22 protein-coding genes are annotated in these 24,109 nt (G+C 46.4%); 8 read left to right on the top strand and 14 right to left on the bottom strand.

Annotated elements, in window-relative coordinates:
- Positions 1–56: 56 nt before the first annotated feature.
- Positions 57–281, bottom strand: coding sequence for a DUF951 domain-containing protein (locus ASL14_RS12200; RefSeq protein WP_134911770.1), 225 nt, complete (start codon positions 279–281; stop codon positions 57–59).
- A complete protein-coding gene (locus tag ASL14_RS12195) occupies positions 271–1,221 on the bottom strand; it encodes a mechanosensitive ion channel family protein (protein ID WP_134911769.1) in 951 nt (316 codons plus the stop codon). The genes ASL14_RS12200 and ASL14_RS12195 overlap by 11 nt, the downstream gene beginning before the upstream one ends.
- Positions 1,222–1,532: 311 nt before the next feature.
- On the opposite strand from ASL14_RS12195, the gene yyaC reads away from it, so the two are divergent.
- Positions 1,533–2,138, top strand: a complete 606-nt coding sequence (yyaC, locus tag ASL14_RS12190; RefSeq protein WP_134911768.1) for a spore protease YyaC — start codon at positions 1,533–1,535, stop codon at positions 2,136–2,138.
- On the opposite strand, the gene ASL14_RS12185 is transcribed toward yyaC, so the two are convergent.
- The 11 genes from ASL14_RS12185 to rpmH all read right to left on the bottom strand — a co-directional run bounded on the left by ASL14_RS12185 (position 2,092) and on the right by rpmH (position 12,510).
- The gene (locus tag ASL14_RS12185) at positions 2,092–2,613 is read right to left on the bottom strand and encodes a DUF4446 family protein (protein ID WP_134911767.1); all 522 of its coding nucleotides are present in this window, start codon (positions 2,611–2,613) and stop codon (positions 2,092–2,094) included. The genes yyaC and ASL14_RS12185 overlap by 47 nt on opposite strands.
- A gap of 200 nt (positions 2,614–2,813) precedes the next feature.
- Positions 2,814–3,656, bottom strand: a complete 843-nt coding sequence (locus tag ASL14_RS12180) for a ParB/RepB/Spo0J family partition protein (RefSeq protein WP_044648683.1) — start codon at positions 3,654–3,656, stop codon at positions 2,814–2,816.
- Positions 3,649–4,410, bottom strand: a complete 762-nt coding sequence (locus ASL14_RS12175) for a ParA family protein (RefSeq protein WP_025683689.1) — start codon at positions 4,408–4,410, stop codon at positions 3,649–3,651. Before ASL14_RS12175 ends, ASL14_RS12180 begins: the two co-directional genes overlap by 8 nt.
- Positions 4,411–4,598: 188 nt before the next feature.
- Positions 4,599–5,417, bottom strand: a complete 819-nt coding sequence (gene noc / locus ASL14_RS12170; protein WP_134911766.1) for a nucleoid occlusion protein — start codon at positions 5,415–5,417, stop codon at positions 4,599–4,601.
- Positions 5,418–5,851: 434 nt separating this feature from the next.
- Positions 5,852–6,574: a 16S rRNA (guanine(527)-N(7))-methyltransferase RsmG gene (gene rsmG, locus ASL14_RS12165; RefSeq protein WP_134911765.1), complete on the bottom strand. Its 723-nt coding sequence runs from the start codon at positions 6,572–6,574 to the stop codon at positions 5,852–5,854.
- On the bottom strand, positions 6,574–8,463 hold the full coding sequence (gene mnmG / locus ASL14_RS12160) for a tRNA uridine-5-carboxymethylaminomethyl(34) synthesis enzyme MnmG (RefSeq protein WP_134911764.1): 1,890 nt from the start codon (positions 8,461–8,463) through the stop codon (positions 6,574–6,576). The genes rsmG and mnmG overlap by 1 nt, the downstream gene beginning before the upstream one ends.
- Before the next feature lie 98 nt (positions 8,464–8,561).
- The gene (gene mnmE / locus ASL14_RS12155; RefSeq protein WP_134911763.1) at positions 8,562–9,938 is read right to left on the bottom strand and encodes a tRNA uridine-5-carboxymethylaminomethyl(34) synthesis GTPase MnmE; all 1,377 of its coding nucleotides are present in this window, start codon (positions 9,936–9,938) and stop codon (positions 8,562–8,564) included.
- A gap of 123 nt (positions 9,939–10,061) precedes the next feature.
- Positions 10,062–10,820, bottom strand: coding sequence for an RNA-binding cell elongation regulator Jag/EloR (gene jag, locus ASL14_RS12150; protein ID WP_134911762.1), 759 nt, complete (start codon positions 10,818–10,820; stop codon positions 10,062–10,064).
- On the bottom strand, positions 10,817–11,689 hold the full coding sequence (locus tag ASL14_RS12145) for a YidC/Oxa1 family membrane protein insertase (protein ID WP_134911761.1): 873 nt from the start codon (positions 11,687–11,689) through the stop codon (positions 10,817–10,819). The genes jag and ASL14_RS12145 overlap by 4 nt, the downstream gene beginning before the upstream one ends.
- A 71-nt stretch (positions 11,690–11,760) precedes the next feature.
- Positions 11,761–12,111 carry a ribonuclease P protein component gene (gene rnpA, locus ASL14_RS12140; protein WP_013312817.1) on the bottom strand — a complete coding sequence of 117 codons (351 nt, stop codon included), beginning with the start codon at positions 12,109–12,111 and terminating at the stop codon, positions 11,761–11,763.
- Between the two features lie 264 nt (positions 12,112–12,375).
- Positions 12,376–12,510: a 50S ribosomal protein L34 gene (gene rpmH, locus ASL14_RS12135; RefSeq protein WP_007433250.1), complete on the bottom strand. Its 135-nt coding sequence runs from the start codon at positions 12,508–12,510 to the stop codon at positions 12,376–12,378.
- A gap of 1,118 nt (positions 12,511–13,628) precedes the next feature.
- Between rpmH and dnaA the strand changes: the two genes are divergently transcribed.
- The 6 genes from dnaA to gyrB all read left to right on the top strand — a co-directional run bounded on the left by dnaA (position 13,629) and on the right by gyrB (position 19,947).
- The gene (gene dnaA, locus ASL14_RS12130; RefSeq protein ID WP_134911760.1) at positions 13,629–14,975 is read left to right on the top strand and encodes a chromosomal replication initiator protein DnaA; all 1,347 of its coding nucleotides are present in this window, start codon (positions 13,629–13,631) and stop codon (positions 14,973–14,975) included.
- 186 nt (positions 14,976–15,161) lie between these two features.
- Complete coding sequence (gene dnaN / locus ASL14_RS12125) at positions 15,162–16,304, top strand: DNA polymerase III subunit beta (RefSeq protein ID WP_025683682.1); 1,143 nt, start codon at positions 15,162–15,164, stop codon at positions 16,302–16,304.
- Between the two features lie 45 nt (positions 16,305–16,349).
- A complete protein-coding gene (gene yaaA / locus ASL14_RS12120) occupies positions 16,350–16,568 on the top strand; it encodes a S4 domain-containing protein YaaA (RefSeq protein ID WP_134911759.1) in 219 nt (72 codons plus the stop codon).
- A gap of 54 nt (positions 16,569–16,622) precedes the next feature.
- The gene (recF, locus tag ASL14_RS12115) at positions 16,623–17,738 is read left to right on the top strand and encodes a DNA replication/repair protein RecF (protein WP_134911758.1); all 1,116 of its coding nucleotides are present in this window, start codon (positions 16,623–16,625) and stop codon (positions 17,736–17,738) included.
- 16 nt (positions 17,739–17,754) lie between these two features.
- The gene (gene remB / locus ASL14_RS12110) at positions 17,755–18,006 is read left to right on the top strand and encodes an extracellular matrix regulator RemB (RefSeq protein WP_025683679.1); all 252 of its coding nucleotides are present in this window, start codon (positions 17,755–17,757) and stop codon (positions 18,004–18,006) included.
- 30 nt (positions 18,007–18,036) lie between these two features.
- Entirely contained in the window at positions 18,037–19,947 is a 1,911-nt protein-coding gene (gene gyrB, locus ASL14_RS12105; protein WP_134911757.1) for a DNA topoisomerase (ATP-hydrolyzing) subunit B, read from the top strand.
- 92 nt (positions 19,948–20,039) lie between these two features.
- Here gyrB and ASL14_RS12100 read toward each other — a convergent pair whose 3' ends face one another.
- Positions 20,040–20,867: a YheC/YheD family protein gene (locus ASL14_RS12100; protein WP_134911756.1), complete on the bottom strand. Its 828-nt coding sequence runs from the start codon at positions 20,865–20,867 to the stop codon at positions 20,040–20,042.
- Between the two features lie 468 nt (positions 20,868–21,335).
- Here ASL14_RS12100 and gyrA point away from each other — a divergent pair, with 468 nt between their 5' ends.
- Positions 21,336–23,912, top strand: a complete 2,577-nt coding sequence (gene gyrA / locus ASL14_RS12095) for a DNA gyrase subunit A (RefSeq protein WP_134911755.1) — start codon at positions 21,336–21,338, stop codon at positions 23,910–23,912.
- Positions 23,913–24,109 lie beyond the last annotated feature (197 nt).

Here is a 24,109-nt window from a genome sequence, read left to right as displayed (position 1 = left end):
TCATTGTGCCCATGATGCAAGTTCATTGTTACCCAAAATCACTCAGTTACCCCGGCTCAATTCGTTTCTGAATTTTGCCCGCCAGCGCTTGCCTTTGAACGCAGCACCTTCTTCATATTCTTTTCGAACTTGGCACGCGGAATCAGCACACTGTGCTGGCAACCGACACATTTGATCCGAATATCCATACCCATACGGATAATTTCCATTTCATTCGTTCCGCAGGGATGGGGCTTCTTCATCTGCACAATGTCCCCCAGTTCAAACGACTTACGCTCCACCCTTCTCTCCCCCTTTTCTTTCTTGCTCGTCTTCCTTATCGAGGGTTACCGCCATCTCCAGCGCGCTCTGACGATGTTCCTCATCCTCTAGTGCCTTCTTGATGTTATTCTGAATATCACGTTCTACCGCAGCCCCTGTATTCGGCATACACTCCGCCACAACACGCACAATATACTCAGATGTCGTCATGGACTGAACTCCCAGAACATCCGGTATATTCAGCACCTGCACATTGGACTCCTCAATTCCTCGAATCGCATGTTTTACCAAATCAACAGCTTCCTCCAGAGTACGTTCTGCCTTCATCGGTACATCTACCACCGCCAACGAATTGGACATGGAAAAGTTCGTAACCGCCGTAATTGAGCCGTTAGGTAAAATGTAAACCTCCCCTTTCCAGCTCACCAGCCTGGTTGTACGCAGCCCAATCACTTCTACTGTACCTTTGTAGGTTCCTGTCTGAATAACGTCTCCTACGGCAAACTGATCCTCGAAAATGATAAAGAACCCGGTAATCACATCCTTGACCAGGCTCTGCGCCCCAAAACCAACGGCCAATCCAAGCACTCCGGCTCCGGCAATCAGAGGCCCGAGATTAATGCCCATTTGAGACAATACCAGCATAATCAGAATGAAATTGAATACGATATTGGTTACATTTTTCAGCAGTTCTCCGACGGTTGTTAGCCGCCTGGTATTCAATCGAAATCTGCCATTCTCTCCCTTTTGCTGCATCGACTTATCTATAATTTTATTAATAACCCGAATAAAGATACGTGTAATGATGAAAATAATAGCGATCTTCAAAACCACAAACAACAAGGTTGACCACATCGCACTATCTGTAAGCCATCCCCATATAACATCCTTCCAGTGTATCGCATCCTTCACAACAGCAGCCGTTCCTGTATCGTTCTCCAACCAACGCATTAAGGTCATTCTGTTGCTCCTCCTTACACAAGGGACCTACTCTTCTGGTTTCCCAAATTCTATTTTCTACTACATAAGCCCATCTACTGCCTTCATTCATGTTGCTATGAATAATCTACTTCCCCCGAGTATAAAAGCCCAAACTTATCCATATACTAGCTACTATCTTGAGAATAAATGTTACCCGCAGGCTAATTGTTATTCTCTAAGGCAGTTATACTGCTGGTTTTCATCTCTGATCAATGCGATACCAACAGCTAACAGTCTATATAAAGCGAGCGCAACCTGCACACTCCATTACAGAGCGAAAGGAAGATTCCATGACTCATCCATCTGACTTCATTCCGGGGCAAGAACCCCTTAGCTTAAAAATATCACACACCGACCCCGGGATCCAATCAGCCATCATCCATCGTTTGCTGTTCCATTTGCACCAGGCGCCCAGTCTGCAAAATATCGTTATTATTTGCATCGGCACCGACCGTTCTACTGGAGATTGTCTCGGCCCGCTCGTAGGTACTCATTTGTCCCGCTATAAAAGCCCGCTCTTTCACCTTTACGGGACATTGGAAGAGCCTGTACATGCTATGAATCTGCAAACAACACTGGACGGCATACACACCCGGTACGACCAGCCCTTTATCATCGGCATAGACGCATGTCTTGGACAAACCTCCAGCGTTGGATGCATTCAGGTTGCGGACGGGCCTTTGAAGCCTGGCGCGGGGGTAAATAAAGAATTACCGCCGGTCGGCGATATCCATTTGACAGGAATCGTTAACGTCGGCGGCTTTATGGAATACTTTGTGTTGCAAAATACAAGACTAAATCTGGTAATGAAATTATCAGATATCATTGCTGGCAGCTTATACTCCGCGATTAAGGAGTGGCATTACCGTTCCGTCCTGCTTGCTGCGCAAGAGTAATGGCTTCTTTCTCTTCAGGAGATAGGGAATAGGATGACTGCCCCGCTTCCAGGGGCTTGGCATACACATAAGAACCATCCCGGTTATAAATACCGGTTAATACGATACCGTCCTGATTGTCATCTACAATAGCCATGGAGAAGCTTAGATCGCTTCCTCGCTCGCCAAAGGCATTATAGCGTTTGATGCCTATATGTCCTTTCAGGCCTGTCAGTTTACTACGTAGAGATTTCATACTTGCACGATGGGCTTCCTGCTCATCCTCAATCGTATCCATTTGTACCTTCAAATCAATCAGCAGCGTTTCCAAATTCTCAACACCGCTGCCTGCCATCATGGTTTCATACTTTCGCCGCATCTTCTTCAACTTTGCACCCTGCACAATGATAACAATCAACAGGATGAGCAAAATCAGCACAATTCCTGCAACGATTCCGGCAAGCTGTTCCATGATTAGTCCGTTCAATTCAGCCATATGCTTGCTTCTACTCCTCTATCTCAAAAATCATGTCACTGCATACCTCTTATTTTATACGTTTGAGGACAGCGAAACAAATAACAGAAGGCTATTAGTTTATCCATCCAGACTACTCTGATTCCTACACATCCAGACAAAGCAAAGACATATCTCACTTCCCGTTTCGACCAAGGAGACATGTCCTATTTAAATACAGACTACTGCAATAGCTCCAGTAATCTTTCCAAATCCTGCTGGCTGTAATAATTCAATTCGATTTTACCTTTATCCTTGTTATGCTTAATTTTCACAGTTGTTTTAAAACGTTCACGCAAGGACTCCTCCATATGATCAATAAAAGGGTCCTTTTTTCTCACCTTGGGCTTGGCCTTCGCTTCACCAGGCTTATGGTCCAACTGCTGTACGGCTTCTTCCAGCTCCCGAACACTCCACTGCTGCTCAATGCATTGTGTCGCCAGCTGCTTCACCATGTCCGGATCTTTGAGCCCAACAATCGCTCTGGCATGTCCCATAGATAATGTTCCACGTGAAACATGATCCTTAACTTCCTCCGGCAATGCAAGCAAACGAAGGAAATTCGCAATATGAGAGCGCGACTTGCCTACTTTCAAGGACAATTCCTCTTGAGTTAACGAGAACTGATCCATTAATCCCTGATAGGCAACTGCTATTTCCATCGCATTCAGATTTTCGCGCTGCAAATTCTCAATCAGGGCAATCTCCATTACCTGCTGATCCGTAAAATTGCGAACAACCACAGGTATCGTCGAATTCCCACAATATTGGGAAGCCCGGAATCTTCTTTCACCTGCAATAATTTCATAGCCTCTTAATACACTACGCGCAATAATAGGTTGAATAACACCGTGCTGACGAATGGATTCTGCCAGTTCTTTGATCGATTCCTCATCAAACGTTTTGCGAGGCTGGTACGGATTTGCACGCAACTGACTAAGCGGAATGTCAACAACCTTGTCCTCATCATTGACCGTTAGGGAGGGAATGAGTGCATCCAGCCCTTTTCCCAACCGTTTACTCATAAGATGCCACTTCCTTTGCCAACTCAATATATACCTCTGCCCCACGGGAGCGGGGATCATACGTAATAATGGACTGGCCATGTGACGGTGCTTCACTGAGTCTCACATTGCGTGGAATAATCGTCTGATAAACCTTGCTTTGAAAATACTTTTTCACTTCTTCAATCACCTGAATACCCAAGTTGGTACGGGCATCAAACATCGTCAGCAGCACGCCTTCAATTTGCAGTGAGGTATTCAAATGCTTTTGCACCAATCGCACAGTATTCAGTAGCTGACTTAAACCTTCCAATGCGTAATATTCACATTGAATGGGGATAATGACCGAATCAGAGGCCGTTAAAGAATTAAGTGTCAAAATCCCTAACGATGGAGGGCAATCAATCAATATATAATCGTACTTATGCTTGACGAGCTGGAGCGATCTTTTTAACCGGAGTTCACGAGAAATGGTCGGCACCAGCTCGATTTCCGCTCCTGCCAGTTGAATGGTGGCCGGAATAATATCCAGACCCTCAATCTGTGTACTGACAATCGCTTCGCTAGGATCAACCTCATTAATGAGTACATCATAAATGCAATTTGCCACATCCGCCTTATTGATACCCACACCGCTCGTTGTATTACCTTGCGGGTCGATATCCACGAGCAATACCCTTTTGCCGAGGGAAGCAAGTCCGGCGCCCAAATTCACGGAAGTAGTTGTTTTGCCTACTCCGCCCTTTTGATTGGCTACGGCTATTATTTTTGACACTTCATTCACCTCATACTTTAATCGGAATCCTGCTATATTTCTTTATTGCAAAATCCTTTATTAAGACGATTCTCTATTATTAGCTTACGGATAAGGGCAATTTTATCAATAGAATACGAGTATGCTGCGATTTTAATTGGCGTTAGACAGAAAAAGCGGCAATTGCTGCCGCCTGTACGCTTCATCCCTTACTTACGTTTGGGAATTTGAATGACAATCTCATAGTGATCCTCATGATCGGATTCCTTGGTCTTGATATCCAAGCCTGAGCCAGACACCATATCAATGGATTGACGAATCGTATTCAGCGCAAGCCGGACATCCTTGGTAAAGGAAATCCGCTTGGATTTCTTCATCGTGGACACTTGTTTATAAAAGGCGACTCTCGCCTCTGTCTGCTTCACATTGAGTTCCTTGGCGATGACTTCATCCAGAACCTTATACTGTAGCTCTTCAGTCTCTAATGACAATAACGCACGGGCATGACGCTCGGACACTTTCCGTTCCATTAGAGCATTTTTCACTCTCTCTGGCAGATGAAGCAGCCGTATCTTATTAGCAATAGTGGATTGGCTTTTGCCAAGTCGCTGAGCGAGGCTTTCCTGGGTGAGCTGATGCAGATCAATCAGCTTCTGATAAGCTACAGCCTCTTCAATCGATGTTAGCCCTTCCCTTTGAAGATTCTCAATCAACGCGATAGAAGCAGCTTGTGAATCATTAAACTCACGAACAATGGCTGGAATGGTATCCATCCCCAGCCTGGTGACAGCCCTCCATCGACGTTCCCCTGCTATAATTTCGTATTGTCCATTACGGAAACGAACGACAATCGGCTGAATTACACCATGCGTCTTGATGGTCTGGCATAGCTCATCAATCTTCTCGTCGTCAAATATGGTGCGGGGCTGATAAGGACTGCTGACAATATCCCGAACTGGAATTTGTTTTATTTCGTCCCCAGTAGATCGCTCCGTCAAACCAAATAGCTTGGAAAATTGTTCTTTCATTCCGTATAATACCACCTAATTTCATAATAGCACCATACTAACAGCGCTTCGTGAAAAACAGTTCCTTACGCGGATCGTAGACCCTTTTATATGAGACAGCGCCGTAACCGGGTACACTCCACGTATTCTCCCTGGCATTGTTGTCCCGCTCCCCCTTATGTATATCTGAATTGAACGGTACGGGAAGCAGTCAACTTACATCAAAAACGATTATCTCTATTCTATCACTTTTCCAGCCATAATCCTATCGTCTCTACCAGCTTTTCGGAAGGATCAGAGAATAAATTGCACACCCAATCAGATGCCTATTTATCCATGTTTCTCTACGCCGTAAATAAAGACCTTCTGCATCTATACGTTGTTTATGTTAAGAGCATTGCAAGTCATAAAAAAAGTGAATGTTTCACGTGAAACATTCACTTTCTTTCAATTGGTTACACTAACGGTGTTTTTAAAGGCGTACCCGGCTTACGCGGATATTTCCGTGGTGTAGCTGCTCTTTTTTCAATAATAATCATATGTCTAGCTGCATCCTCCACAGGTAACTGAAAAGCCTGAATATGCTTAATCTTTCCTTTAAGCTCTTTCAAGCTATAGGAAGCTTCCTTGATTTCTTCCGTCGGATCACTGCCCTTCATCGCAGCAAAGTGACCCCCTTCACGGACAAAAGGTAAACAAAACTCATTCAGTACCGCAAGGCGGGCAACGGCTCTGGCGGTGACCAGATCGTAGCTGTCGCGGTATCCCGTTTTACGACCCAACTCCTCTGCCCTGCTATGGACCAGCTCCACGTCTTCCAATCCTAGCTGCTCTACCACATGCGCCAAAAATTGTATGCGTTTGTTCAACGAATCCACAATGGTCAACTGAATCTGCGGAAAGCATATTTTCAAAGGAATACCAGGGAACCCCGCTCCCGATCCGATATCCGCCAAGCTTTCCACATCATTTAACGGAACGTAAAAGGCCAGCGAAAGAGAATCGTAAAAATGCTTGGTGTATACCGCATCACGCTCTGTAATGCCCGTCAGGTTCATCTTTTCATTCCACTCAACCAGCACACGGTAATACGTTTCAAACTGCTCTAGCTGACTGTCATTAATCACAATGCTATGCTCTGCCAGTCGCTGCTTAAATTGCTGTTGTATCGCGTCCATTATGATCCCCTTGCTGCCGTTACACGGTTATAATGCTCCAGATAAACGAGCAAAATGGAAATATCCGCAGGAGTCACACCTGAAATACGGGATGCCTGACCAATCGACATCGGACGAATTTTCGTAAGCTTCTGCTTGGCTTCAATCGCCAAACCCTGAACCTCATCGTATACGATATCCTCTGGAAGCTTTTTCTTCTCCATTTTTTGCAGACGTTCTACATGCAGCAATTGCTTCTCAATGTAGCCCGCATACTTAATCTGGATTTCCACCTGCTCCTGTTCTTCCTCAGTCAGAGCTACAGTCGAAGGTGAAATTTGTGCCACTTGCGCATAGCTGATTTCTGGTCGACGCAGCACGGTTAACAAATTACTGCCATCCTGTATCGGTGCAGATCCACCTTGCTCCAGCATCTCATTTACATCAACCGGACGCACCTTCGCCAGACGCAAACGCTCAATCTCTTGCTCTACCTTTTGCTTCTTATCCAAAAAGCGCTCATACCGTTCATTCGTAATCAGGCCGATATCATGTCCGATTGGAGTCAATCGCAGATCCGCATTATCATGACGCAGCAACAGACGGTATTCTGCACGGGAGGTTAGCAAACGGTAAGGCTCATTCGTGCCCTTGGTCACCAAATCGTCGATCAGAACTCCGATGTAGCCTTGGGAGCGGTCCAGCACGACAGGTTCTTTGCCCTGCACCTTACGAGCCGCGTTAATGCCTGCCATAATCCCTTGGCCGGCTGCTTCTTCATAACCGGAAGTGCCATTAATTTGACCCGCCGTGAACAGGCCGGGTACTCTTTTCGTTTCCAACGTAGGCCACAATTGTGTAGGCACCATGGCATCATACTCAATCGCATAGCCGTTACGCATCATTTCTACCTTTTCCATCCCCGGAATCGAGCGCAGCACAGCTAATTGCACATCCTCAGGCAAGCTGGTCGACAAGCCTTGAACATAGTATTCAGATGTGTTTTTACCCTCAGGCTCCAAAAAGATTTGGTGCTTCGGCTTATCACTGAAACGCACCACTTTATCTTCAATAGATGGACAATAACGCGGTCCTGTTCCTTCAATCAGACCGGAGAACATCGGCGCACGATGCAAATTATCATTAATAATCTGATGAGTTTCCACTGAAGTATAGGTCAGCCAGCAAGGAAGCTGCTCATTATCCGAAGACTTCGTTTCATACGAGAAAAACTTCGGTTGATCGTCCCCCGGCTGAATTTCGGTTTTGCTAAAATCAATAGTGTCCTTATGCACGCGCGGCGGCGTACCTGTTTTGAAGCGGACCAGATCAAAACCCAGCTCGCGCAAATGCTCAGACAGTCTCAACGAAGGCTGTTGATTGTTCGGGCCACTTTCATACATCAGCTCACCCATAATGATTTTACCACGTAAATAAGTGCCTGTAGTCAGGACAACCGCTTTGCTGCGGTACTCTGTGCCGGTCTTCGTGATGACGCCCACGCAATGACCGTCTTCAATAATCAGCTCTTCCACCATTCCCTGGCGCAAGGTCAGATTCGGTTCCTTTTCCATCGTTTCCTTCATCGCATGCTGATAAGAGAACTTGTCAGCCTGTGCGCGCAATGCGTGAACGGCAGGCCCTTTACCTGTATTCAGCATCCGCATTTGGATAAACGTCTTGTCAATGTTCCGGCCCATTTCGCCGCCCAAAGCATCAATTTCACGTACCACATGACCCTTTGCAGGACCGCCAATAGACGGGTTGCAGGGCATGAACGCGACCATATCCAGGTTAATCGTAATCATCAACGTACGACAGCCCATCCGGGCTGCTGCCAAGGCGGATTCCACACCCGCATGGCCCGCGCCTACGACAATCACGTCATAGTCGCCTCCTTGATATCCCATACCTCTCTTACCTCCTTATGCACTTCAGTCTTGATACCGAATATGCTCTTGTATATCTATAACGATAGCAGGGCTTATACCAGCCATACTCGAATGTCCTATTTGCCCAGACAGAATTGTGAAAATATTTGATCGATTAACGCATCATGCGCCGTATCGCCCACAATCTCGCCCAAATGCTCCCACGCCAGCCGTACATCAATCTGAATCATGTCAATCGGAACGAATTGATCAGCAGCTTCATAGGCATCTACCAACGATTGGCGAGCCTTCTTCAACAAAGCAATATGCCGTACATTGCTGACATATGTCATATCGGCAGATTCCAGCTTACCACTAAAGAACAACTGCGATATGGCCTGCTCCAGCCGATCTGCTCCCTCATTTTCCTTTACAGACATCGGTACGATAAGCTCTTCGGGAACATAACGCAGCAGCAAATCCCGGTCTATTTGGGCCGGTAAGTCCATTTTATTCATAATGACAATCGCTTGTCTACCGCGGATTTGTTCCATTAATGCCATTTCATCCTCATGCAGCGGTTCGTTGGCGTTAATCACGATGAGCAGCAGATCTGCTTCACTGACGGCTGTTCTCGAACGCTCTACCCCGATCCGTTCCACCACATCCATCGTTTCCCGAATGCCAGCCGTATCCAGCAGCCTCAGAGGAATGCTGTTAATCGTCACATATTCCTCAATAACGTCACGGGTCGTGCCCGGAATATCGGTCACAATCGCCCGTTCGCCCTGAGCCAGTGTATTCAGCAGCGAGGATTTTCCCACATTCGGTCTTCCGACAATCGCTGTGGTCAGGCCCTCACGTAGAATTTTCCCCTGCTCCGCTGTATGCAGCAACCGATCAATTTCCGCCATGACCTGACTGCTCTTATCCTTGATCAGTTCAGACGTAAAAGACTCCACATCATGCTCAGGATAATCAATGTTCACTTCAATATGAGCCAGTGTCTCTACCAGAACATGCCGCAAACGGCGGATATTCTGTGACAGTTGTCCATCTACTTGCTTCAAAGCTACTGAAAAAGCTTTATCCGACTTCGAGCGAATCAGGTCAATGACTCCCTCCGCCTGACTCAGATCAATACGACCATTCAGAAAAGCACGCTTCGTGAATTCGCCCGGTTCGGCCAAACGTATATTTTGCAGCAATAGTAAATCCATCACCCGTTTGACGGCTACAACCCCACCATGGGTACTGATTTCTACGACATCTTCTGTTGTAAAAGAGCGTGGCGCTCGCATAACCGTAACTAGAACTTCCTCCACCTTTTCATGGCTTTGAGGATCTATAATATGTCCATAATGTACCGTGTGAGATAGAGCCTTGCTTAGAGGCGTTTTGCTCCGAAACAAAGCTTCTACTTCTGTGACGGCTTCCGGGCCGCTGACCCGTACAACCGCAATCCCCCCCTCGCCAACAGCAGTTGCAATGGCAGCTATGGTATCGCTCAGCATATGATTTCTACCTCCTATCAAGTAGAAACGGCATTGCCGTCCTTGATCAAGGACGGCAACCGTTTCAGCAAGAAATATAAAAAGCAATGGCTTCTGCACCTTGCAGAGAGCCATTGCGTCGGATTATTTTTTTGCAATGACGACGCGCCGATTCGGCTCGTCCCCCTTGCTGTATGTTCTAACCAGCGCATGCTGTTGAAGCTTGGCGTGAATCAGCTTTCGCTCCTGTGACGGCATTGGCTCCAGCACTACTTCCTTGCCGTAACGAATAGCCTGGTTTGCCAGCCGATCTGCCAAATCTTCCAATGTTCTTTGCCGACGTGCGCGAAATTGCTCGGCATCCAGCACAATCCGGATGAATTTGTCAGAATGACGGTTGGCAACGATATTCGTCAGGTACTGCAATGCATCCAGCGTCTGTCCCCGGCGGCCGATCAGCATGCCGAGCGACGGACCGGATATATCCAGTATGCTCTCATCCTTGCGGTGACGGACATCCACTTCCACATCCAGTCCCATTCCGGCTGCTGTTTCGTGGATAAAACGTACAGCTTCTTTATAAGGGTCTGCATGTTCCGTGGAGGCTTCCTTACTCGTACGTACTTCCTGGATAACAGATTCCATTTCCGGAACAACAGTCTGTCCCACGGCAGGCGCTTGAGCCGATACATGATGTTCAGCCGCGTGTGTGGTTTCGGGAGACGGATCAGATAGCAGCGTAAGCTCTACCTTCGCCTTTTTGACCCCCAGCCACCCCAGGAATCCTTTTGACGGCTGTTCCAACACGTTTACGGTTACCCGTTCACGGCTTACTCCCAACTGGGAGAGTCCTTGTTTTACAGCATCTTCAACGGTTTTTCCTGAAGTCACGACTTTGGTCATCTCGACTTTTTAGCCCCCTTCGAGTTTCTGCCACCTTTTCTCTTGTTATTGCTATTGGAGGAACCTGTTTTCGTAAGACTGGCTGTTTTCACATTTGCCAGCGCAACTTCTTTATCCTTATTCCGATAAAGGAAATAGTTTTGAATAATCGTGTAAATATTACTGTAGAACCAGTATAACGGCAAAGCAGATGGGAAGTTATACGACATGAACAGAATCAACACCGGATAGACGTACAGCAAAAATTGCATGGGTCCCTGCTGCGGAGTCGGATTCATTTTCATCATCATCCAGGTTTGGATGAATGTTGTGATTGCTGCCAGAATTGGCAGGATAAAGAAGTGATCCGGTTTACCTAACTGGAGCCACAAGAAATCATGATCCCGCAATGCCGAGTTATAGTAAATGGCATTATAGAGCGCGATAAAAATAGGCATCTGAACAACCAAAGGAAGACAGCCCGCCATCGGGTTGACCTTGTTTTCCTGGAACAGCCTCATCGTCTCTTGCTGGACTTTCTCAGGCGTATCCTTGTATTTCGCTTGAATTTCTTTTAATTGCGGCTGAATGGCCTGCATAGCTTTAGAACTGCGTACTTGCTTGAGTGTAAGCGGCAAAATAATGGTTCGCACGATAATCACCAGAACCAGTACGGCCAGGCCATACTCTCCAGAGAACCATTGGGCAAATGTATCCAGCGCATACGAAAACCAGTAAACGACATATCTTTGCCAAACTGATCCATTGGCCAAGTCTGCCGTCGTGTAAGAATTGTGGGCCGTCTGGGCACATCCCGACAGCACAGCAACAAGTGCCAATAAGGCAATCAGGAGGAACCATTTCCCCCGTTGAGTCTTCAAACGCGACACTTCATAACCCCTTTCTTAACCAATCCATTCCAACGTAAATCATACCATATCCTGTAGGACAAAGATACTGACTATCGACGTGAAGACTTGAGCAGCGAGGCTTTGCGCAGAACGTGCAGCACGCTTTTCTCCAGCTCCTGATACGACATTGTAACCGCTCCCTTGCGGACGATAAAAATCAGATCAATTTGCTCCACCAATTCATGCTCATGATGACGCACAATTTCCTTGACAATTCTGCGCATCCGGTTACGGACTACGGCGTTGCCGATCTTCTTGCTGGCCGAAATTCCAACGCGGAACTGCTCTACCTCTCTGCGGCGGAACCAGTACACCACAAACTGATGGTTGGCAAAAGATTTGCCATGGCGGTATACGCGCCCAAAGTCCGCCCGGTTTCGTAGACGCAATTTTTTTTGCACGGCGCTTCTCCTTGCTCATCTCTTTTACACATGCCGGCAAGCCAATCCTTACCCCTTATGTAGTAAGAAGTATGGACAACATTCCGCCATGGTAATCTCGCTTATTTTACATTCATTTTCAAAAGCTTCATCTAATATAGAGCAGGACGCGGTGCTTCTCCCTCTTTTTTCACTGCATTTCTACAGACGTAGGGAAAGCGATCCGGCCCATGAATACCTTCATTATGAAAAAAAAAGACCACCGTAGTGGTCTTTATGCACGCATTACGCACTCAATACTTTTCTGCCTTTTTGGCGACGAGCTGCCAAAACTTTACGGCCATTCTTTGTGCTCATTCTTTTACGGAAGCCGTGGACTTTTTTACGTTTGCTGACATTCGGTCTGAAAGTCGGTCTCATTGTACTGCACCTCCTTACAAGGAATACGTTTTATATGGAATATACCTAACATAGCAATCTCCACAAAAAACACCTTTGTACATTTAACCATAAATAGCGGCCAAAGTCAATGTACAGCTTAATCCCCTCCCCCAAAATCATGCAATCTTCTCCCTCTTTTTTTACGCCCAGAGATTTTGCTCTTTCATCCAGTTCACTTATTCCACGCTCTTTTGCTCTTTTTTATCGTGAATTTTCTTCGACCTTCCTCCTTCAATATCAGCTTGTCTACATTTTGCGTTCCTTCCACCACTCCTGTTCCTTACGGTTCGGTCTTCCTTCCTAATTTCTTTACACCGTCTTTTATTTTGTGATCGGCATATTTCCAAGCACCGTAATCGGATCATTAAAAATATTGTCGGAAACGTTACCGGAAATTTTCAACAGAAAAAACAACCTCTGTGACCAAAAGGCAACGGCTGTTATGCACAGATCCACAAAAAGAGCTGAATTGTGATTTAAATGGTCATAACCTGTGCATAACATTTTGAGACGAAAAAGAGTTATTGTCGAAAACTGAACAAATTATAAACAATATCTTGTGTTGTGAATAAAAATTGTACACAACAGATTGAATTTGTGGATAAATAACCACGAGTCATTGAAATACAAGGCTTCTTTTGCTATGATGATATTACTTTTGAATGTGAATATGTTGTTTTACCCTCCATATTATCAACACCCTGTGGATAAAGTTGTGAACAAGTTCAATTTATCCATCTTTTTATTTTTGTGCGGATTCGGGATTCTGGGGATATATTCTACATTTTTCATTTGATTTCGACATATTGAAGTCCCGTTTTGGCCTGCGGGATCAAGAGAACGGATCGTGCCGCACATTCCCTCCTGAGAAATATCGCCTTCTTCTGCCGATCAGCAGCGGATTTTTCCATTAGCTATTTTTCAGGACCATTTTGTGCTGCGTTCTCTCACCACACTGCCGCATGATTCAGGCGGCGGTATGTCTTTTTATGGCCTTCAACAACATTTTTGGGATTTTAGGCGTTTTGCCGAAGCGCCGGGAGCAGCTCTCTGCAGCTTAAACGGCAAAATGTCAGGATTTAAAAGGAGTGACGTCTGTGGACAGCCATACCTCTGAACTATGGCAGCAAATTCTATCCATCATACAAACCAAGCTAAGTAAGCCGAGTTACGACACTTGGTTTAAGGCTACCAAGGCAGCGAAACTGAATGACCACTCCATTGTGATTTCCGCACCAACAACTTTTGCCGTGGAATGGCTTGAAAGCCGCTATACCAAGCTAGTCGGGGCAACGGTTTATGAAATTTTGGGCAAGCAGCTGGAGGTCAAGTTCGTCATTGAAGAGAACAAGCCAGCTGAGTTCGACCTTCAGCAACAACCTCAGCAGCAGCCGGTCGTACATGAAGAAGCCGTTTCCCATATGCTGAATCCCAAATATACATTCGATACGTTCGTCATCGGATCGGGGAACCGTTTTGCCCATGCAGCATCGCTGGCCGTCGCCGAGGCGCCGGCCAAAGCTTACAACCCGCTGTTTCTATACGGCGGCGTAGGCCTGGGCAAAACGCATCTGATGCACGCCATCGGACATTATATTTTGGAACACAACCCGGCCAGTAAGGTCGTGTATTTGTCGTCGGAGAAGTTTACTAACGAATTTATTAATGCTATTCGGGACAACCGCGGGGAAAGTTTCCGGAACAAATATCGCAATATTGATATTTTGCTCATTGATGATATTCAGTTTATTGCAGGCAAGGAGTCGACGCAGGAGGAATTTTTTCACACGTTCAATGCACTTCATGAGGAACGCAAACAAATTATTATCTCAAGCGATCGTCCGCCTAAAGAGATTCCAACGCTGGAGGAACGGCTGCGTTCCCGCTTTGAGTGGGGATTGATTACGGATATTCAGCCGCCGGATCTGGAAACGCGAATCGCAATTCTTCGGAAAAAGGCAAGAGCGGAAAACCTGGATATTCCCAATGAAGCCATGATGTATATCGCTAACCAGATTGATACGAACATCCGAGAGCTGGAAGGGGCACTGATTCGCGTTGTCGCCTATTCCTCCCTGACCAATCAGGATGTGACAAGTCATCTCGCGGCCGAGGCGTTAAAGGACATTATTCCTTCCAGTCGTCCCAAAATGATTACCATTCAGGATATACAGCACCAAGTCGGGGAATTTTACAATCTGCGCCTGGAGGATTTCAAAGCACGCAAGCGGACGAAGGCTGTTGCTTTTCCACGGCAGATCGCTATGTACCTGTCCCGCGAGCTAACCGACTATTCCTTGCCGAAAATCGGAGAAGCCTTTGGCGGACGCGACCACACAACTGTCATTCATGCGCACGAAAAAATCTCCAAAGCCATTCAAGTGGATCAGGAGCTGTTCAAAGTTATCAACAGCCTAATCGAAAAAATCAAAAATCCAACCTGAACAAGTTCAGAGCCTATACACAACTTATACACATGTGGATAGGCTTGATTTTATTAGGCTTACACCGACTTATCCACATATTCAGTGCGCCTATTACTATTACTAATAGATTTTAAAGATATACATCACCTAAATAAGGCCCGCGTCAACGCGTGCTTGAAGGATTAAAACCCGTAGGAGGAACTTATGAAGATCAGCATTTTGAAAAACGTATTGAACGAGGCTATACAACATGTATCCAAGGCCATATCAAGCCGGACCACGATTCCGATTTTGAGCGGTATTAAGCTGGATGTGAATCATCAGGGAGTAACGTTGACTGCCAGCGATACTGACATCTCCATTCAATCCTTTATTCCGATGGAGGATGGTGACCAAACCGTCGTTCAGGTCGAACAACCGGGAAGTGTTGTACTGCCAGCCAAGTTCTTTGTCGAAATTATCAAGAAGCTGCCGTCTCAGGAGATCCGCATGGAGGTAAAAGACCATTTCCAAACCTTCATCTCATCCGGTGCAACCGAAATTCAGATTGTGGGTCTGGACCCTGAGGAATTCCCGGTGCTTCCAAGCATTGAAGAAAATCAGGTTATCTCTGTACCAGGTGATTTGCTCAAAAACATGATCAAACAGACCGTTTTCTCCATTTCCACTCACGAAACGACACCTATTTTGACAGGGGTATTGTGGAATTTGGCTGAGGGCGAATTAAAATTTGTAGCAACCGACCGCCACCGCCTCGCCACCCGCAGCGCCCGTTTGGAAACGTCCGAAGGCTTGCGCTTCAGCAATGTTGTCATTGCAGGTAAAACGTTGAACGAACTGAGCAAAATTATTCCGGATCAAAATATGCTTGTGGATATCGTCGTAGCAGACAACCAGGTACTATTCAAAATTGACCGGGTTCTGTTTTATTCCCGCATTTTGGACGGAACGTATCCGGATACTTCTAGAATTATTCCAACCTCCTACAAAACAGAACTGATTGTGGATACAAAAAGTTTGAGCGAATCCATCGACCGTGCTTATTTGCTGTCTCGTGAGGAAAAAACGAATATTGTAAAAATGCAGTCGCTGGAAAACGGTGGCCTGGAGATTTCCTCCAGCTCCTCCGAGCTGGGTAAAGTGCGTGAGGAAGTCACAGTCTCCAAATTTGAGGGAGAGCCGCTCAAAATCTCGTTCAACTCGAAATATATGCTTGATGTGCTGAAAGTGATTGACAGCGAGCAGCTGACGATTGCTTTTACCGGCATTATGAGCCCGATCATTTTAAAACCGGCGGACTCCAGCAATGCGCTGTACATCATCCTGCCATATCGCACCACCAACTAACGTCTAGCGTCACTCATTAAGAGCAAGCGAAAGGATGAACAAGCCTTGAAACAGATATCTATACAGACCGAATACATCAAGCTGGATCAATTTTTAAAATTAGCCGATTGTGTTCCTACAGGGGGAATGGCCAAAGCTCTGTTGCAGGAGGGACAAGTTCGTGTCAACGGTGAGCAGGAAGAACGACGCGGAAGAAAACTGTACCCGGGCGATATCGTAGAAGTAGAGGACAACGGAAGTTTCGAGATCACAGCAGGAGCATGATCGCCTGGTTGGCAAGGACTCCTTTTAGGTGCGGAGTAACAAGGGGGACCCTATGTGTTTGTGAACAATATTGTTTTGCAGCAATACCGGAACTATGAACAGCTGGAGCTGAATGAATTTGGGCCCGTTAATTTGCTGATCGGACAAAATGCGCAGGGCAAAACGAACCTGGTAGAGGCGATTTTTGTCCTGGCTTTGACCAAAAGCCACCGGACGTCGCGCGACAAGGAGTTAATCTCTTTCGGGGCTACCTCCACTCATCTGGCTGCGGATGTGGATAAAAAATACGGAAAAATCAGGCTGGATCTGTCGTTATCCACACAAGGTAAAAAAGCGAAGATCAACGGGCTGGAGCAGCGAAAGCTGAGCGATTTTATTGGTTCGCTGAATGTCGTTATGTTTGCACCTGAGGATTTGGAAATCGTCAAAGGAACACCGGGGGTACGCCGTCGGTTTCTTGACATGGAAATTGGACAGGTTGCACCGGGATATCTGTACCATTTGCAGCAATACCAGAAAGTGCTGGTCCAGCGTAACAACCTGCTCAAGCAAGCTTGGGGCAAAGATATGGCTTCCGTACAGCTCATGCTGGAGGTATGGAATGAGCAACTTGTTGAGCACGGTGTTAAAATTGTTAAAAAGCGGAAACAATTTATAACAAAGCTGCAAAAGTGGGCTCAGGCCATTCATGAAGGGATCGCAGGAGGTACTGAAGAGTTAAAATTAACTTATGTTCCCTCCTTCAGTGAGCCGGAGGAAGAAGATGAAGCTGTCTTATTGGAGCGATTTATGATAAAGTTATCCCAAATGAGGGAACAGGAAATCCGCCGTGGTATGACTTTGGCGGGGCCCCATCGTGATGATTTGGTCTTTGCCATTAATGGCAGGGAAGTGCATACGTATGGCTCTCAGGGGCAGCAGCGGACGACGGCCCTGTCCTTGAAGCTGGCTGAAATTGAATTAATCCATGAGGAAATTGGTGAATATCCTGTCCTGCTTCTGGATGATGTTCTATCCGAACTGGACCCCTACCGTCAGACCCAACTGATCGAGACCTTCCAGAGCAAGGTACAAACCTTTATCACGGCAACCGGCATTGAGACCTTGAATGCAGAACGACTCAAGGATGCCAGCATTTATCACGTCCACGACGGGCATGTGGAACACTAAGGAGTGAGTGACTGCTATGTATATTCATCTGGGTGGAGAAAAAATCATCCGCTCGTCAGAGCTTGTGGCTATTTTCGATATCTCGATTAAAAAATCCTCTAAAATCTCCAAGCAGTACGTGAACCACGCCCAACAGCAAAAGCATGTCGAGATGATTGGTGAAGAGGAAGCCAAGTCCATCGTGGTGACTCAAAATACGGTGTATTATTCCCCCATCTCCTCAACAACTCTCAAAAAGCGGGCAAACCAGTTTGTTGCCAATGCTTAACCATAGAATCTATAGAAGTAGGTGAAAGGCATGTCTATGAATCAACCGTCTTATGATGCGGGTGAGATTCAGGTCCTGGAGGGCCTGGAGGCGGTTCGGAAACGTCCCGGGATGTATATCGGCTCCACCAGTGCCAAAGGGCTCCATCATCTGGTCTGGGAAGTTGTGGACAACAGCATTGACGAAGCGCTGGCAGGTTATTGTGACAGCATTCAAGTTGTCGTTCACGAAGATAACAGCGTTACCGTTACAGATAACGGACGTGGTATTCCGGTAAGCGAACACGCCAAAATGAAAAAATCTGCGCTGGAAGTAGTTATGACTGTACTTCACGCAGGTGGTAAATTCGGAGGCGGAGGGTACAAGGTATCCGGCGGTCTGCACGGTGTTGGTGTATCCGTAGTAAACGCCCTCTCCAGCAAAATGATCGTTCATGTCAAACGGGATGGACATCTGTACGAGCAGGAATACCACCGCGGTGTTCCGCAGTATGATGTCAGAGTCATTGGCGACACGGACGAAACCGGTACCCAAACGACGTTCTACCCGGACGATCAAATTTTTACAGAAACGACCATATATGACTATGATACGCTCCAAACGCGGATTCGCGAACTGGCCTTCCTGAACAAAGGAATTGCGATTAGTTTGACCGATGAACGGACTGGCACCAGTGATACGTTCCACTACGAGGGCGGAATTAGTGAATACGTGCAATTTTTGAATCAGAAAAGAGAAGCGCTACATGAGCAGCCGATTTATGTCGAAGGCTCGCGCGATATGATTCAAGTCGAAGTTGCGCTGCAATATAACGACAGCTATACCGAAAATATTTATTCTTTCGCCAACAACATCAATACCCACGAAGGTGGAACGCATGAATCCGGCTTCAAGAGCGCATTGACACGGATTATTAACGATTATGCGCGTAAAAATGGCTTTATCAAGGACAACACCGCCAACTTGACGGGTGACGATGTGCGTGAAGGACTGACAGCCATTATTTCTGTCAAAATCCCGGAGCCACAGTTTGAAGGTCAGACCAAAACCAAGCTGGGTAACAGTGAGGTACGCGGGATTGTCGAATCCCTGTTCGCAGAGAAACTTCAGGAATTTCTTGAGGAAAATCCGTCTGTCTCCCGCCGCGTTGTTGATAAATCATTACAAGCAGCCCGTGCTCGTGAGGCTGCACGTAAAGCGCGTGAGCTGACTCGCCGTAAAAGTGCGCTGGAAATCAGTTCCCTCCCAGGTAAGCTGGCAGACTGTTCTTCCAAGGATGCGTCGATTAGCGAACTGTACATCGTCGAAGGCGATTCAGCGGGCGGATCAGCCAAGCAAGGCCGTGATCGTCACTTTCAGGCTATTTTGCCGATTCGCGGTAAAATTCTGAACGTCGAGAAGGCACGTTTGGATCGTATTTTGTCCAGTGATGAAATTCGGTCAATGGTAACGGCTATGGGAACGGGGATTGGCGACGATTTCGATATTGCTAAAGCTCGTTATCACAAGGTCATTATCATGACCGATGCGGACGTCGACGGAGCCCATATTCGGACGCTGTTGCTGACATTTTTCTATCGGTACTTGCGTAAAATTATTGACGCCGGCTATATCTACATTGCTCAGCCGCCGCTGTTTAAGGTAGAGCGCAATAAGGTCGTACGTTATGCAAACTCTGAAGCGGAACGTGATGCTATCATCAGCGAATTCGGAGAAAATGCGAAGTACAACGTACAGCGTTATAAAGGTTTGGGTGAAATGAACGCGACCCAGTTGTGGGAAACGACTATGGACCCTGAGAGCCGTACAATGCTTCAAGTTACCATCAGTGATGCCATGCTGGCTGATACGCTGTTCGATACCCTGATGGGCGATAATGTTGAACCGCGTCGCGACTTTATTCAGGAGCACGCCAAGTACGTGAAAAATCTTGATTTTTAATTTGAAAGAATTCACCAAGGGGCGCTCAGATGAGCGTCCCTTTTCTTGTCATTAACCCGTCGCGGAGAATTTGAATATTTAATATCAAACACTTACGCCTTTTTCTTAGCGCTTGCAGGCTTACCCGTGGATGCTGTGTAACGGCCGTAGCCTACAGCATATCTGAATATTTTATGATACAGGCTTTTGTTGGGCAGGGAAGAGAACACTTTAATCGCTGGTCTTGTATTTACCTCCAAAATCCACGGATAGACTTGCTGATCCAGACCTATATCCAAACCAATTTCCCTCAAACGGGGATATCTTTTTTGCAGTTGCCAAGCTACCCGCTCGCCCATTTTCGATAATTTTTGCTCCAGCCGTACGGCTTCCTTTACATCCAGATATGAAGCTACCAGTTCATTGAAAAAGCGCACTGTGCCCCCGCTGTGGTGATTAGTGACGACTTTGTCAGGAGCAGCTACGCGTCCTATGATGAGCGTCGTCTCCCATTGCTTTCTCAAGTTCATCTGTGTTAATACCCGTAAATCAAAGGGACACCCATCATGATGAAGAAGAGGGATTCCTCGTTGAATTAGATAAGGACGCTTCCGTATGCGGTGAGAAACTGCCTTATGCAGGTCTTCCAGATTTTCGAAGGTGTGGGTCTCTACCTCATAACGAAGGATATACCACGTTCTCTCCCCGATGATCCCCTCTTCAGTTGGCGGAAGCGGTTCAGTGAGTCTCTCTGCACGCATAACCCCTTTCCCATAAGTACCGTTATCCGGCTTAATATAGACGGTTCCGTACACTGCCAGCATTTCATTCAAATGTTCCATGGCATACAAACGTGTTTCCGGTATATAAGCGGACAACAACGGATTGGGGAGAATGATATTTGTTTTGGTCCACTTACTGGATACTCGTTGAATTGACAAGTATTCTCATCCCTTTCTTTTGGAAATGTAAGTCACGTTCATGGAATTCACGACGCTTGAACAAAACAAGGGAAACTAAAGGACAAGTGCGTAAAACAATGATATAATAGAGAAATACGGCGTTTTTTCGGAATTGTACTCAGTTAACCCTGACCGTATACGTATTGTATGTGGAAAAGGCCTTCAGGGTGGGGGCTAATCCCCAATTCGGGGGAATTTGTCATGATCAGGACCTGTGAGCCGTAAGATGCGTGGGTCATTCTGCTGCTCACAGAAGGGCAATCTCTGAGAGATTTACGCTGTAAAGCGGACAGATGCGTTTAATTGTGCTCTTTTTGTGAAAGTAATATAATTATACAGATGAGGATTTCAGCCAAAATCCTGCTTACAGAGCGGAGTATATAGGCAGTATCTTGTTAGGCTTTTCACATAGAGAGCAATGAATGAAGGACGAGAAGGAGGACCAGCATGGCGGATCAAAATAACTCGCAAATCATCAATAGGGATATCGGAGTGGAAATGCGCGAATCCTTTATGGATTATGCCATGAGTATTATTGTCAGCCGTGCCTTGCCTGATGTGCGGGACGGACTGAAGCCGGTACACCGTCGTATTTTGTACGCGATGTCCGAGCTGGGCATGTCGCCAGACAAGCCTTACAAAAAATCAGCAAGAATCGTCGGTGAAGTTATCGGTAAATATCACCCACATGGTGATACGGCCGTTTACGATACGATGGTTCGGATGGCGCAAGATTTTTCCTTGCGTTATATGCTCGTGGACGGACACGGTAATTTCGGTTCCGTTGATGGAGACATGGCGGCTGCGATGCGTTACACCGAAGCACGATTATCGAAGATTGCAATGGAAATGCTGCGTGATCTGAACAAAGAGACCGTTGATTTCATGCCAAACTACGATGGTGAAGAGAGCGAGCCAGTCGTGTTGCCTGCACGTTATCCTAATCTGTTGGTGAACGGTGTCGGCGGGATTGCAGTCGGAATGGCAACCAATATTCCTCCCCATAACTTGGGAGAGGTTATCGATGGTGTACAAGCACTAATCGAAAACCCTGACATTACGCCAATGGAACTGATGGATTATATTCAAGGGCCCGATTTCCCGACAGCAGGTTATATCTTAGGGCGGTCGGGCATTCGTCAGGCGTACCAGACTGGTCGCGGATCTGTGACCATGCGTGCCAAGACTACTATAGAAGAGATTGGCAATAAAGCACGGATTATCGTGCATGAGTTGCCTTACCAAGTCAATAAGGCTCGTCTGGTCGAAAAGATTGCTGAATTAGTACGCGAGAAGCGTATTGAAGGCATTACCGATCTGCGGGATGAATCGGACCGTACGGGTATGCGTGTCGTTATCGAGTTGCGCAGGGATGTGAACCCGAACGTTGTTCTGAACAATTTGTTCAAGCATACGGCAATGCAGTCCACTTTCGGCATCAATATGCTCGCGATTGTAAATAACGAGCCGAAGATTCTGAACCTCAAAGATATTCTGTATCATTATCTCAAGCATCAGGTTGAAGTTATTCGTCGTCGGACAGAATTTGATCTGAAAAAGGCTGAGGCCAGAGCACATATTCTGGAAGGCTTGCGTATTGCCCTCGACCATCTGGATGAGGTTATTTCACTGATTCGTTCCTCACAAACTGCCGAAGCGGCACGCGAAGGATTAATTGAGCGCTTCTCGCTGTCTCTGGAACAGGCTCAGGCGATTCTTGATATGCGTCTGCAACGCCTGACCGGCTTGGAGCGTGAGAAGATTGAGAACGAATATAATGAGTTGCTGCAAAAAATTGCGGAATACCGTGAAATTTTGGCCAACGAGCATCTGGTACTCAGCATTATCAGCGATGAGCTTAATGAACTGAGAGGACGTTTTGCAGATGAGCGCCGTACTGAAATCACAGTGGGTGAAGAGAGCATTCTGGATGAGGATCTTATTCCGCGTGAGGATGTTATCATTACTGTAACCCATACCGGATATATTAAACGTCTTCCCGTGACTACTTATCGTAGTCAAAAACGCGGCGGTCGTGGTGTAGTGGGGATGGACACCAAGAATGAGGATTTCGTAGAGCATCTATTCATTACGAATTCACATCATCATTTGTTATTCTTCACCGACAAGGGTAAGGTATATCGGATTAAGGCTTACGAGATTCCTGATCTAAGCCGGACAGCCCGTGGGACACCGATCATTAACCTGATTCAGATTGAGCAGGGCGAGTCGATCAATGCGGTCATTCCAATTGAGGAATTTGTAGAGGACAGCTATCTGTTCTTTGCTACTCAGCAAGGGATTATCAAGAAAACACCGCTTGATAACTATGCTAATATCCGCAAGGGTGGCCTGATCGCTATCAACTTGCGTGAAGATGATGCCCTGATCGAAGTGAAGCTGACCGATGGACAGCAAGAAATGATCATCGGTACGGCGCAAGGCATGTCGATTCGCTTTCCTGAGAGCGATGTACGCTCCATGGGCCGTAGTGCTACCGGGGTTAAAGGTATTACTCTTGATAAGAGTGATGCTGTAATAGGCATGGATATTGTTGATACCAGCCTGGATATCCTGATCGTAACGGCCAAAGGCTATGGCAAACGTACTCCTGTAGTGGATTACCGTATCCAAGGCCGTGGAGGTAAGGGGATCAAGACGATTAACGTCACAGATAAAAATGGCCCGGTTGTCGGCCTCAAGGTTGTAAAAACCGAAGAGGATCTAATGATCATTACAGCCAGCGGAACCTTGATTCGGACCAGCATGGAGGAAATTTCCACGATGGGTCGGAATACACAAGGGGTAAGGTTGATCAACATCCGCGAAGATGATTCAGTTGCTACTGTTTGTCGGGCAAACAAGAATGAGGAGCAGGATGAATTGCTTGATGAACTGCTCGAGGAGCAGGATGCTAACCAAGAAGTCGGTGAGGGTGAATCTCATTCACCAGTTGATTCAGTTCTTGGCACGGATGTAAAAAATGCAGAAGGTAACGATTCGGAGCCTTCTGAAGACGAATAACAATCCACCAAAATAAACAGTGGTATTGGTTTTTAAATGACGGGGAAGACTCCTTGGCCATTGGGTCAGGGAGTCTTTTTCTATTGCTGACAGATAAATACAGCAAGTATGATGCAAATCATATAAAATGAATGTACAGGAACAGGTTCAAGTAATATAATGACATAATAAAAACTGGCAGCTAGAGCTGCTGTTAC

This window comes from Paenibacillus sp. IHB B 3084 (genome assembly GCF_001447315.1).
GTDB lineage: Bacteria > Bacillota > Bacilli > Paenibacillales > Paenibacillaceae > Paenibacillus.
This window is presented reverse-complemented; position numbering and strand designations above follow the sequence as displayed.